The organism is Sphingobacterium thermophilum (assembly GCF_039541675.1).
GTDB lineage: Bacteria > Bacteroidota > Bacteroidia > Sphingobacteriales > Sphingobacteriaceae > Sphingobacterium > Sphingobacterium thermophilum.
On record NZ_BAABGR010000001.1, the window covers coordinates 1 to 13,517 of the forward strand.

The window sequence follows — 13,517 nt, forward strand, 5'->3', positions numbered from 1 at the left end:
AATCTTTAACCAGACGAAGCTTAAAATCGGATTTGTGTTTTTTGTACTTAACCATAAAAATGCCCCCAAATAGTGTCTAACTTTTTGGGGGCAGTGTATTACGATGCTCTTTTTATTTTCTTACCACTACCCTTTTCTGTCTGATTTATGATATCTTTGTACTATGGACAAAAGATTACTCTTGAACATAGTTGTGGTCATCCACATGGCTTTGACCGGCTTGATGCTTTTTCATCTCTTCAAACTGAAAAGTATTCAGCTTGGTAAGTTGATATTAACGTTTGTGGCATTGCTTATCCCAATCCTAGGTCCTTCAGCTTTGATACTGTATTATCAGCGTCAGCCAAAACAGCAGAAGAAATAGGAATTTATATATACGACACAATACATAAATAAAAGAAAATTTGTCTTATTCCTCAATGCTTATTGTAACTTCCTTAACTACTTCTTGATATCCCTTAAAATTAGAATTAACAAATACAAAAGTTACCACATAAGTTCCTGGTTTAGTAAAAACATATTTATAGGATTTTGGCATGTTATCGGAATAAGATTTTATAGCCTCTCCATTATCTGGATTTACAGCAAATGGATCCAAAGCCTTCGTAATAGCCCATTGCTCTGCAGGGAGTAAATTGGATTCAGGATTATAATATATCATAGTGGAATTAGCTGTAAGTTCCCATTTGCCCTTTTCAGTTCCATTATAATTCACCGCCCTCCAGCCAGCATTTGCTCTATTTGTCACTAGCAACAAGTCGTCCTGTACCGTATTATAAACATTAAATTCATAAATACGCCACGTACGCTGTTGTGCAGCTCCTGTTGTAGAAGCCAATCCAGTATATTTATATGCAAAATATAAGGGTTTAGAAATGTCTATCAAATCTTGTATATTAGCCATCGGAGATACCAAACGATTTCCTACAGCGCCTGACGCAGCTGTACTCCATTGAAGCCTATCACTAATATCAATCCATGTGGCTGCATCAATACCTTCTGGAGTGTAACTTCCATTGAAGTCTTGAGACAAAAACAGTCTTAGGTTGTTTGACTGAGAGCCATACAGTACCTGTGTTTCCATATTTATAGAAATATTTCCTTCCGAAAGTCTAGTTCTTTCTCTATGTCTATATTCTTTCCCACTTTCTCCAGAGTAAAATGTAATCACATCTGATTCGCCACGGAAAATAAATTCGACACTATCACCTACTTTATAGGTGTTTCCATTAGTCATTATCTCTACCTCTGGTGGTAAAACCTCAAAATTATTACAGGCGACTAAAACAGAACTTATAAGCCCGATTATTAAAAAATATTTTCTTAACATATTTTTATCTTCTAAAAAGTTCTTACTACCATCCTGGATTCTGTACCATTAATTTATTTATCATCATTTCATCACTAGGAATCGCATACAACGTATCCCTTAATTGCAAGTTTTCTGCTGGTATAAAAGGGATAACCCTATAGTTTACATGCGCTGATGATTTATAATTTAACAGATCTTTCATAGTCGAATAATAAATTCCCCAACGGATAAGATCAAATCTTCTCAAAGCTTCAAATCCTAGTTCTCTAGAACGTTCATCTTGAATAAAAGTTTGAAAAGTAAGAGCATCCAAATTGTTTGGTATATCAAACTCTTCAATATTGACTGCTCCAGGTAAAAATTTTCCAAAAGCTCTTCTTCTTACTATATTAACTGCATTAATAGCCTCAGAAGAAGGTGCCCTGTTCATCTGATTATCGGCTTCAGCAAACATTAACAGCACGTCGGAATAACGCAATAGAGGGAAATTTATAATAGTCGTGTTCACACTTTTATTAGGATTATTCTCATATTCTCTTCGAAATTTCGCTCCATATCTGTTGTAATAAATAGTAATGTTAGTACCCGAAAGAGGGACCTGCTGATTACCACTATATGTATAATCCGAAATGGTCCAGTCACGGCGAAGATCTCCTTGTTCAAAACGCTTATAATAGACTTCCATAGGACGTTGGAGACCATAACTATACCCCATATTACGATCTGTATTACGCACACCATTAGCAGATCCTACCTGCCCTTCTTCATTCTGTGTTCCTGACCAATATGCAAACTCCACCTCCCATATTGACTCCTTGGTATAATACTGTTTCTGTGCATAATTTTTAAAAACTTGAGTATAGTCCGGGTGTAATTCATGATAGCCTAAGTCTATAACTTTCTTAGCCCATTTACGTGCTTCCGCATAACGGGAATGATCTCTTAGAGGAGCACCGGCCATTTTTAAATTCACACGAGCTAAAATACCCCACACTGCAGATTTAGTAACTCTCCCTCCATGATTATAAGCAGTTATATCAGGGACTTTATCTGCAGCGTATTCCATATCCTGTACTATCTGATGATAAATAACGGAATATGGTGAAGGAGGGAAATCAACCTCATTTGGAGATTTAGTAGACTGAAGACGTAAAGGTACATTACCGAAATGATTTGTAAGTAGAAAATAGTAATAAGCTCTTAAAAACATGGCTTCTGCCTTATATGCTTCCTTTTTGTCTTCCATTATATCTGCATTGTCTACATTTTCTATAAGCATATTGGCGCGATTAATTCCTGTATATAGGTTTGACCATACTGCCTCTAATTTTATATCTGAAATTTGATAATTAAAATACTGTAAGTCAGGAGCTGTAGGGACGGTACCGTTGTTATTATAATTTTGCTCATCACTCATATCCATTTCCAAAAAGAAATATCGGCCATACGCACTCGTTTTCCCTAAAACATCGTAGATACCTGCCAAGGCCGAGATAATGTCACTTTCTGTTTTATAAAAATTGCCTATGGATACAAAATCTGTAGGCGTTTCTTCAAGAAAATCCTTACATGATATTAAATTTAATGTCATGAATGACAATACCATGAAACATATTTTTTTCATATGATTACGAATTAAAAAGTTAAATCTAAACCTATCGTATATGTTTTGGCTTTAGGGTATGCCGAATAATCAAACCCCCTCATAAGTGCGCTATTACGTATGGAAACTTCTGGATCATATCCTGAATATTTTGTCCAAGTATGTAAATTTTGTGCAGACATGTAAATTCTCGTTTTAGTTAAGCCCAATTTCTTCACCAAATTATCAGGCATAGAATACCCCAAAGCAACTGTTTTTATTCTAAGAAAAGATCCATCCTCAACAATGTCTGAACTATAAGTTTTGTACACCGTGCCTTTAGGAACAGGATATCTTCCATCAGGATTTTCAGGAGACCAACGGTCTAAATAAGTTATGAATTGATTTACATTATAAGCACTGCCTGTCTCCATAATTAATCGATTAGCATTCATCAATTGATTGCCATATGTCCATTGCAGAAAAACATTTAAATCAAACCCCTTATATGAAAAGTTATTAGACACTCCCCCAAAATGCTTTGGCAAAGGATTGCCTATAACGACTTTGTCTAATTCGTTTATGACTTTATCTCCATTGACATCGACATATTTTTTATATCCTGGTGCAACATTAGCTGTAGTAATACTAGGAACCGTAGGTTTAAGTACATATTTACCTCCTACTAAATCGAAATCCTCATAGGAATACAATCCATCAGAAAGAAGGCCATAGAATTGAGAAACTGGAGCATTTAATTTAGCTATATAAGCCGGAATATTCTGCCAATCTGCACCCCAATACTGGAAACTTTGAAGGGAGGATTGGTTATCCACCAACTCTAAAACTTTATTTCTGTTAAAAGAGATGTTGATGTCCGTAGTCCACACAAATTTTTTCTTAATAGGAGTTATCCCTAAAGTGAGCTCTATTCCTTCATTTCGGATTTTTCCAATATTTTTATATGCTTTACTATACCCTGTACTTAATGAAAGAGAAGCGTTCATCAATAAATCATGACTTTCTCTTCTATACAAGTCAGTAGTTAAGGTCACTCTATCCCTCAAAAAACCTAAATCAAGCCCAATATTTGTCTGTTCTGATGATTCCCATTTGAGATCTTTATTTCCCAGACCTGTTGGGATAACGCCTCTGACTATACTACCACCCCATCCATATCCTGAAGTACTTTGACTCGTGAGCACATTATGGGCCGCATAATTTCCAACTCCGTTATTACCCGTGAGTCCCCAAGATGCTCTAAGCTTGGTTGTTGACATCCATTTCACATCCTTGAGAAAATCCTCTTTATTTATAGTCCATGCAAATGCTAAAGAAGGAAAAAAGCCATAAATATTATTGCCTAAAAATCTGGATGTACCATCCAATCTTCCAGTAGCAGTTATTAAATATTTTGACTTGTAATTATACATCAAACGTCCCATGAGACCAATCATAGAACTTGCTCCAGAATTTGATGTTAAAGAAACTACCTCTCCCTCATCTAAACCATCTATACCTAAATTTTCATTTATCAATCGTACCCCTGTCCCTCCGAAAGCGAGGTTAGAAGCTCTTTCGGCTGTAAATGCAACCACAGCATTAACGTTATGCTTGGCTGCAAACCTCTTGTTATAGTTAAGCTGATTAGAAATATACCAACGATTTGTCTCATAAAATGTACGAGAACCATTTACTTGATAATTAGTTCCGGGATGTCCATAAGTGGTATTTGAATTATTAAAGCTATCAAAATGCCTATTTCCTTTACTAAATGAACCAGATAACTTATATGTTAACCCTTCAAGTAGTTGAACAGTTAAATAAGCGTTTGATATAAAAGAATTACCAAGATTCTCTCTTAACTCATTTTTTGTAGTCAAAATGGGATTGAATCGATAATCAGCACTACCCTCGAACACTGGATCCTGACCATTTTCAAGTAATTCGTCCAAATCAATTTGATCATCTTTAATACCTCCTATAGGGCGATATGCCCATACAGAATAAAGAAGATTTAAGGTATGGCTATAAGTTCCTGTTGAAGTTGAAGTACCGTAATACTTATAATTTGAATAAGAAGCATCTAGCCCTACTTTTAATCGCTTACTAATTTCTTGATCTAGCGTTAGCCTACCTTGTATTCTTCTAAACCCACTATTAATAATAATACCTTCTTGATTAAAGGAGGACCCGGTGAAACTATATTTTGTAGCTTGATTTCCACCGTTAAAACTTATTTGGTGTTTTTGAGTAGGAGCAACCTGAAACACTAAGTCTTCCCAATTAATTCCTTTTACCCCTTTATATGCGTCTAAAGTTAATTTACCTCCATCTAAATACATCCTATTTGTTCGTGCGGTATCAATTTCCCACATCAATTTAACAAAGTCATAAGGTTCCAATACTTTTTGACGTTTGGTTGACTGAGCTAAACCATAATATCCATTATAATAAACTTTTGGAGGAGCTATACGTCCTCTCTTAGTATTTACAATTATAACACCATTGCCTCCCCTAGCACCATAAATTGCTGTTGCAGAAGCATCTTTAAGCACTTCTATGGTTTCAATCTCATTAGGATCAATCATACTAAGAGGGTTACTTGCCCCATCGTTTTGTGGATTTTCAATAGGCATTCCATCTACCACATATAAGGGCGAAGTGCTCTGCGTAATAGAGCCTACGCCTCGTACCACAATATCAATCTCAGATCCCGGTTGCCCTTCCGAAGAAGTTACCTGAACTCCTGCAATACGTCCTCCCAAAGCTTCTGCAAATGTACCAACGGGAGCTTTCTTCAAATCATCTATATTCACACTACCCACAGCTCCTGTCAAATCCCCCCTCTTAACCTGACCAAACCCAATAACAACAACTTCATCCATTTTAGAACTAGTCTCTCTCATAACTATCTCTACATGTTTCTGGTTTGACCATTTATAATATACTGTCTCATAACCAATTAAAGAGAATATAAGCTCTTGAGGGGTATCCTTTAAGATGAAAGAAAATTGACCGCGACTATTTGACACGGTTATCTGTCCTAATGATGAACGAACACTCACTGCCTCTAAGAAAAGACCTAGCTCATTTTTAATTGTCCCTGTAACCTGAACGTTTTGAGCACGGACAAATGAACATATAAACAAAGCAAAAAATAGGATTACATTGCTTCTCCGAAAACAAAGCTCTTTCATAATTTAGATCTTAATTTAGGTTTTGCTTGGATAGTTAAAAAAACTAATCTACTATTAGTAACAATAATATAAAATAAAAACTTTAATATCAATATTATTTTAAAATTTATTAAAAATAAATCGATATTAAAGTAAAAAACTTAACATTATCTTTATAATAAATATTAGTTAATACCAAATTTTCTTCCTTTTAATTACCAGCATAAAAAAAGCTCCACATAATGGAGCTTTTTTATCCTTTTTCTAATGGAATGTTTTCTAAAAATTTACCATCCGGTCCTTTGATAAAGCTCATCGGATTTTCCGGGTCTTTAATGATTTCAAAAAGCAGAAAACCCCATGGCTTCCAGAAGTTTTCTAAAACCTGACCATACGTTTTCACCGTCCAACTGTCGAAGATAGGCTTCATAGTCCAGTCGTTCAGTGGCATAGGCTCTACGTAAACCTTCTGCGGAGTTTCCATAAAGGTGTATTCCGGAAGTCTGTTGAATAGATACGCTGAATAGAAATAGCGTGCACAGATTTCCTCAAACTGTATAGGGTGCAGTTTTTTATCTTGGACAAGGGTCAATATCTCCTCATGGTATATGGCGTTGGTGCCATTATCTTGCAACGTAGCCACGATACCGAAATTTTTCATCCGCAACGAAAAGATTAATGTGTTGATTTCATCACGGTACAAAAATGTATTTTCAGGATTATCTACCTCAAAAATTTCTATCGTAAAAGGGTTTTTATGCTCAAACTCCATAGGTACGACGACAGACTGCAGCATAGCATGGAGGTTACGGAATTTGTGAACGAGAGCTTGAGAAAAGTTCATCTGCTCGCCTGCGAGGATAGATTGGCGGATACCGGCCTGAATTTCGTTGAAGACGACACCATACAGGATTTTTGCCACCCATTGGAAAAGCACCTCTTGCGGCAAAGCTTTCACGGCTTCAAATCCGGACAACATGGCCTGTTCTACCTGCATCTCCATCTTTTCGAAGGCTTCCGCCGCTTCCGTAGAACATGGCAGCTGCAACTCCTTATAGGTACGCACACTCTCATCCAACATCTTAAACGGCTTGTCTTCCAACTCAAAGGCACGCATCATCCACACCGGGAATACCTGAATTTTCTCATCAGAAGAGTTTAAGGTTTTTCCGGTCAAAAAACATGTGTTATTGTCGAATTTGAAATCTAGAAAAGGATTGTATAGTCTTGTCGTCATATTGACAGCAAAGGTAATCCTTTAAGGCAAAACTTAAACCGTACTAACAGTCAATTTACGCTAATCTGACTTTTAGGAATATGATTTTTGCCCCTTGAAAAGTGAAGAAAACCTATATATTTGTCTTTTATATTTTCTCAACCTAACCATAACAAAGTCTATTGCTAACCATTTTTATGAAGAAACTTTTTAAAACGCTTTATTTTCAAGTTGTCATAGCCATCATCATTGGTATATCCTTAGGTCATGCTTATCCTGAATTGGGAGTTGCCCTTAAACCTTTTGGCGATGGTTTCATCAAGCTCATCAAAATGATTATCGCCCCGCTGATATTCTGTAGTATTGTGCTAGGGATTTCCGGCATGCAGGATGTCAAAAAAGTGGGTAAGCTGGGAATCCGCTCTATGGTATATTTCCAAATGACCACCTTTACCGCTATGTTTATTGCTTTAGCTGTCATTAACCTAGCGAAACCTGGAGAAGGTATGAATATCAGCATATCACAGCTGGACACCAGTCAGGTTTCAACCTATCTGGAAAGCAGCAAAGAACAGAAAGGCATTGTGCAGTTCCTTCTTAATATCATTCCAAATAATATCATAGGTTCACTGGCAGAAGGGAATATCCTTCAGGTGCTTTTCTTTGCCATATTACTAGGCTTTGCCTTTGCCAAAATGGGTGACAAGGCAGATCCCATCAAGCATGTTTTGCAATCCTTCCTAGACGGGATATTTCTCGTTATCAAGATGATTATGAAGGTTGCTCCTTTAGGTGCTATGGGTGCCATAGGCTTTACTGTAGGTAAATACGGATTAGGAGTACTCAAATCATTAGGAATGATGATGGTATGGTTCTATGTAGCTTGCCTGATATATATTTTTATCTTCCTTGGCATCATCCTTTACCGTAATAAGATCAGTATCTTCAAATTTCTGAGTTATATCAAAGAAGAATTGCTTATCGTTTTAGGTACCTCATCGTCAGAATCGGTGTTACCTGCTATCATGGATAAGCTGGAGAAAGCCGGTTGTAACCGTTCTGTCGTAAATCTTGTCATCCCTACCGGATATTCGTTCAACTTGGATGGTACGGCCATTTATCTGACTATGGCTTCCGTTTTTTTGGCACAGGCTATCAACCAACCTATGGGGTTGAGTGAACAGCTTTTTTTGTTATTTGTACTTACCTTCACTTCTAACGGAGCTGCCGGCGTCACAGGGTCCGGCTTTATCATCCTAGCGGCAACTTTACCTGTGGTGGGACATATTCCGGTAGAGTCGATTGCCATCGTATTTGGTATCGACCGCTTTATGAGTGAAGCTCGAGCTTTAACCAATATCATAGGAAATGCTACGGCCGGACTTGTCATGGCCAAATGGGAGAATGAGCTGAACATGCAACAGCTAAATACAGCACTGAATAAAGGCTAGAAAACTAACACAGAAAGTCTGCACGTGATGAGACGGGTATACTTAATCTTGCTGGGGATAATGTTGGTGTTAGACCAATGTGTTATTGGTTTGCAGTGGACATATTCTTTGCGCTTCATAACCAAAACCGTCCTTATTCCATTATTAATAGGCTATTACCTATCTAGTCCAGTGCGAGTGAATAAACTTTTTGTTAGTGGCTTAATAATGAGTTTTCTAGGAGATGTATTCCTCTTGTTTGGATGGGGATTTGTGGCGGGACTGAGCTGCTTCTTGACCGCCCATATTCTTTATATCCTCACTTTTAAACCTCTTTTGAGGTACAAAAACACAGCTATCCTTCCTATTATCCTTCTTTTTATTTTTGGTTTATACATTTTTCTCTACGAAAATCTAGGGGTAATGAAGATTCCTGTTTTTCTTTATGCATTTACGATTGGAGCTATGCTTTATGTAGCTTTAGGCACAGGACAAAAGTGGATAATGATTGGAGCTATATTATTTGTTTTGTCAGATTCTATTCTGGCTATCAACCTTTTTCACCATCGTTCGACCTTAGGGGGGATGAGTATCATGCTAACTTATGTGTTGGCACAGTATTGTTTGACTGAAGGAATATTAATTGCAGACAAAAGTCATAAGGTATAGCGTATCTTTCACGCCATACCTTATGCTTATCCTACATTTACCTTAAAGTTCTCGAAAATTAGAGGGGCATCCACTAATTGGCCATCTTTAGTTTTGACGCCTTTAAGTTCGGAGGTCTTACCTTTTTCCAAGAGGTTTTTCATTTCTTTTTCATCGAGATAAACGCCATTCAATGTTCTCCAAATCTTAAAATCACACCCTCTGGCGTAATGGTCGCACTGCGCTATTTTCTCGTAAAGTTGGATCTGTCCATTAGGACACTTAGGACATTTTATTTTACCCTTCTGCAGTGGTTTTATCTCCTGCTGAGCGAAAGATATACGAAGTTGTAGCAACTCGTTGGTTATTTTTACTGTATAATCCTTGATATGCTTCATGAAGACGTCATAGCTCACCTTGTTTGCTCGTATTTCTTCCAGCTTTTGTTCCCATTTACCGGTAAGGGTTACTTTGGCTATAGAACGGTCCTTCACCAGATTGTAAACGGCAAGTCCTTTTTCTGTAGGGATGAGTTTCTTTTTATCCCGTTTGATATATTCCCGTTGGAAGAGAGTTTCGATGATGAAAGCCCTTGTTGCCGGAGTCCCCAACCCACAATCTTTCATAGCTTGGCGGAGCTCCTCGTCTTCAATTTCTTTACCTGATGTTTCCATGGCTTTCAAAAGAGAAGCTTCTGTGTGGATAGGCTTAGGCTTAGTAAAACGTTCCGACAGGTCCAATGTTAGTATTTCCAACAAGTCCTCTGCCGATAGTTTTGGCAACTGTGCATTTTCATTGTCCTGCTCATCTCCACCTTTATCTTCATCAGGCATTTCTACTTGGTCGGCCGACAGACGCCATCCATATTGTTTGATAACCGTTCCTTTGGCGATGAGCCCCACCCCTTCCGCATCTATGGTTACGGTGGTAATATCTTTCAGACACACATCCGAAAAACTTTCCACCATACGCTTGGCGATCATATTATATATATTCCGCTGTTCCTGTGTCATGGGCCCCGGCTTTTCGTCCGTCACCAGCAGGGCGTGGTGGTCCGTAACCTTCTTATCGTCTACCGAACGTTTGTTAAGCTTCTTGCCTATAAGATTTTTCGCGATAGTGGCAATGCTTTCCTCCGCCGTAGCCGCCAGATGCTGAAACAGAGATTCCATCTGCTCATAAACATCTTCACCAATATACCGAGAGCCGGTACGTGGATAGGTTATCACCTTTTTTTCATAGAGATTTTGCGCGATGCCCAATGTCTGATCTGCCGAATAGCCGTATTTCTTGTTAGCATCCTGTTGCAAGGAAGTCAAATCGAAAAGCAGAGGAGGCTGCTCCTTGGTTTCTTTAGCTTCTACTTTCACAACCTTAGCTTTCATTCCCACCGCAAGATTGGCTATGGTTTCTTCCGCCACCTGCTTCTTGTCAATCTTGTCGGAGGTAGCTTTAAAAGCTATATTATCTTTCTCAAATCCGGCCTGAATCTTATAGAAGGGCTCCGGTTTGAAATTTTTATTCTCCAGATAGCGAGAACATATCATTGCTAACGTTGGCGTCTGCACACGCCCTAATGACAACAGTCCTCGGTTGCCTGCTGCCAGTGTTATGGCCTGCGTGGCATTAATGCCGATAAGCCAATCCGCTTCGGCTCGTGAGCGTGCCGACTGGTAGAGACTATCGTATTCTGTCCCCTCCTTGAGGTTAGCAAATCCTTCCCGTATAGCTTTATCCGTCTGGGAAGAGATCCACAGCCTCTTGAAAGGAACCTTAGAACCCAAATAGTAATAGATATTGCGAAAGATAAGTTCCCCTTCCCGTCCGGCATCCGTAGCAACGATAATCTCTTCGGCTTTATCCAGCAGACTTTTGATAATATTTATCTGTTTCAGGGCTCCGCTGTCATCCATCAGCTTGCCATCTTTACGTACTTTTTTCACTTCCAACCCAAACTTTTCGGGAATAATGGGTAGGTTGGAAGCAGACCATGTCGTATAACCATACGCCTGAGGTGTACAAAGCTGCACCAAATGCCCAAAAGCGTAGGTGAAAGCATATCCATTACCTTCTATATATCCGTCTTTCACATTCTTAGCTCCCATCACACGGGCCAAATCTCTCGCTACCGAAGGTTTCTCTGCTATTACAACTTTCATGCTTTACTATTGCGTATAATCGCAAGAAGGAGAAGCAGAAGCTCCTCACATCCCACAATAAATCCCTTATTACAATTAACTTAATGTAGCGATTTCGATTCCTTTGATTTTACGGTAAAGATCTACCGCATATACATCCGTCATACCTGAAACGAAATCCAAAACCGCGCGGATCTTCGAATAGGTATCCTCATTAGAGGTATGGAACTGCTCAGGAATCATGGCTACCAGCTTCTTGTCGAATACCGTTTTATCCTGCTTAAGATATGCTGGAATAAATTCTTCTAAAAGAGAATTCATGACTTTATATCCTGCAATCTCTATCTGTACTACGGCAGGAGCATTGTAAATTTTCGCTACCGATATTTTCGAGATGGTCTTCATATGGTTGACAATATCGGCATCCAATGCGTCCATCAGTGAGCGATGGAATTTTCCTTGCAAGATCTCCTCTTGATGGCGGATAAAAACTTCAGCACAACCATTAATTAAAGTATTGATAGCTTTGGCGCGCAGAAGTTCTACACGACTAGCCTTATCATGGAGACTGTCCAGTCGCGTGCGGAGCTTTTCGTCGCCACATAGCGGCATCAGCAAGTCCTCCACTTCCTCGTAAGAGAGAATCTTAAGATGGTGAGCATCTTCCAGATCTATGATATTATAACAAATATCATCAGCGGCTTCCACAAGGTAGACCAGCGGATGACGCAGATAGCCGTTAGGATTTTCAGGGTCGCGCAGGAGACCTAATTCGTCGGCAATCCTCGCAAAAGATTCTTTCTCCGATTCGAAGAATCCATACTTCTTACGGTGAAGCTTGCCTTTGACATGACCGTCCTTTGCCTCACACGGATATTTCACTATGGAAGCCAAGGTAGAATAGGTCAAAGCAAAGCCCTTGTCATCTTTCCCATTGAAGGGGTGCGTAAGGATACGCAGCGCATTGGCATTCCCTTCAAAATGAGTAAGATCCGCCCATTGGCTTGCCGAAACTCTATCCTTATACTGCATACCTTTCCCTTCGATGAAAAATGAAGATATGGCCGCCTCGCCGGAATGGCCAAAGGCCGGATTTCCCAGATCATGAGAAAGACAGGCTGCCGACACTATGTTTCCTACCTCTTGAAGATAAGGAACCTCCTCATCAATATTGGGATTCTCCTTCTTCATAAGCGTGTAAAACAACCTTCCCAACGAACGACCTACCGAGGCAACCTCCAAGCTGTGCGTGAGCCTATTGTGCACAAATACGGCTCCCGGCAAAGGAAAAACCTGTGTTTTATTCTGAAGTCTGCGAAAAGGGGAAGAGAAAATCAAACGGTCATAATCTCTTTGAAATTCCGAACGTGCATCCAGATGATCATGGGTTTCACGATGCTCGTATCCCCACCTTTTAGCAGAAATAAGCTGTTTCCAGTTCATTAAAATTTTGGATTTATTGGCAAATATAAGGTTTATATGGGAGATAGCGCCTCTCCTATTTGGTGTTAGTCTTCAGGAATCCGAGAAGTAAGTTTACCAATCCTATTGGCTGCAGTATGAGCATCAGCCAAAACGCACCCCTATAGTAGTTTGAGCGGTCAGCAATATCATGATAATCCTTCCTTATTTCGCGGACCGAAGAATAGGATTGGGATTCCACAGCTTCCTGCAACGAAAAGGAATTGTTGTCCCACAGCACCAATATCAACGCCAGCAGAAAATAAAATACAACATGCGTGTGAATTAAGGTATTGCTGTACATGTTATCCGCAAAGAAGTAGTAAAACAAGGCCAACGCTACTCCCATTCCGGCGATTAACAGCATTAACCATTTTGCTTCTATGAGGTTGGTTTCCCATCCAAAATTTAGCATGAAATTATGCGTATTATCTACAAAAATAAAGGTGTAGATAGCCAAAAGAATGCCGATGGCTAGGAAACTTACAGAAGCTCTGATATTTTGCATAATAATAAATATACAACATCTGTTCCTATTTTCCTCATACCAT

General features: G+C 39.0%; 10 protein-coding genes. 3 read left to right on the plus strand and 7 right to left on the minus strand.

The window, feature by feature from the left end:
• The first annotated feature begins 163 nt into the window (after positions 1-163).
• Positions 164-364: a hypothetical protein gene (locus tag ABD873_RS00005; RefSeq protein WP_039053459.1), complete on the plus strand. Its 201-nt coding sequence runs from the start codon at positions 164-166 to the stop codon at positions 362-364.
• 45 nt (positions 365-409) lie between these two features.
• Here ABD873_RS00005 and ABD873_RS00010 read toward each other — a convergent pair whose 3' ends face one another.
• The 4 genes from ABD873_RS00010 to ABD873_RS00025 form a co-directional block, all read right to left on the minus strand.
• Positions 410-1,330, minus strand: coding sequence for a DUF5017 domain-containing protein (locus ABD873_RS00010; RefSeq protein ID WP_345062880.1), 921 nt, complete (start codon positions 1,328-1,330; stop codon positions 410-412).
• A 25-nt stretch (positions 1,331-1,355) separates the two neighbouring features.
• Entirely contained in the window at positions 1,356-2,936 is a 1,581-nt protein-coding gene (locus ABD873_RS00015; protein ID WP_345062883.1) for a RagB/SusD family nutrient uptake outer membrane protein, read from the minus strand.
• An 11-nt stretch (positions 2,937-2,947) separates the two neighbouring features.
• The gene (locus ABD873_RS00020; RefSeq protein WP_345062886.1) at positions 2,948-6,094 is read right to left on the minus strand and encodes a SusC/RagA family TonB-linked outer membrane protein; all 3,147 of its coding nucleotides are present in this window, start codon (positions 6,092-6,094) and stop codon (positions 2,948-2,950) included.
• Between the two features lie 232 nt (positions 6,095-6,326).
• On the minus strand, positions 6,327-7,310 hold the full coding sequence (locus ABD873_RS00025) for a hypothetical protein (RefSeq protein ID WP_345062889.1): 984 nt from the start codon (positions 7,308-7,310) through the stop codon (positions 6,327-6,329).
• 176 nt (positions 7,311-7,486) lie between these two features.
• On the opposite strand from ABD873_RS00025, the gene dctA reads away from it, so the two are divergent.
• The gene (gene dctA / locus ABD873_RS00030; protein ID WP_345062892.1) at positions 7,487-8,740 is read left to right on the plus strand and encodes a C4-dicarboxylate transporter DctA; all 1,254 of its coding nucleotides are present in this window, start codon (positions 7,487-7,489) and stop codon (positions 8,738-8,740) included.
• A 27-nt stretch (positions 8,741-8,767) separates the two neighbouring features.
• Complete coding sequence (locus tag ABD873_RS00035; protein WP_345062895.1) at positions 8,768-9,388, plus strand: lysoplasmalogenase; 621 nt, start codon at positions 8,768-8,770, stop codon at positions 9,386-9,388.
• Positions 9,389-9,414: 26 nt separating this feature from the next.
• Here the strand turns inward: ABD873_RS00035 and ABD873_RS00040 are convergent, their stop codons facing one another.
• From ABD873_RS00040 to ABD873_RS00050, 3 genes are all read right to left on the minus strand, one after another.
• On the minus strand, positions 9,415-11,526 hold the full coding sequence (locus ABD873_RS00040) for a type IA DNA topoisomerase (RefSeq protein WP_345062898.1): 2,112 nt from the start codon (positions 11,524-11,526) through the stop codon (positions 9,415-9,417).
• Between the two features lie 75 nt (positions 11,527-11,601).
• Positions 11,602-12,948, minus strand: a complete 1,347-nt coding sequence (locus ABD873_RS00045; protein WP_345062901.1) for a deoxyguanosinetriphosphate triphosphohydrolase — start codon at positions 12,946-12,948, stop codon at positions 11,602-11,604.
• 55 nt (positions 12,949-13,003) lie between these two features.
• Entirely contained in the window at positions 13,004-13,474 is a 471-nt protein-coding gene (locus ABD873_RS00050) for a hypothetical protein (RefSeq protein WP_345062904.1), read from the minus strand.
• Between the last annotated feature and the right edge of the window lie 43 nt (positions 13,475-13,517).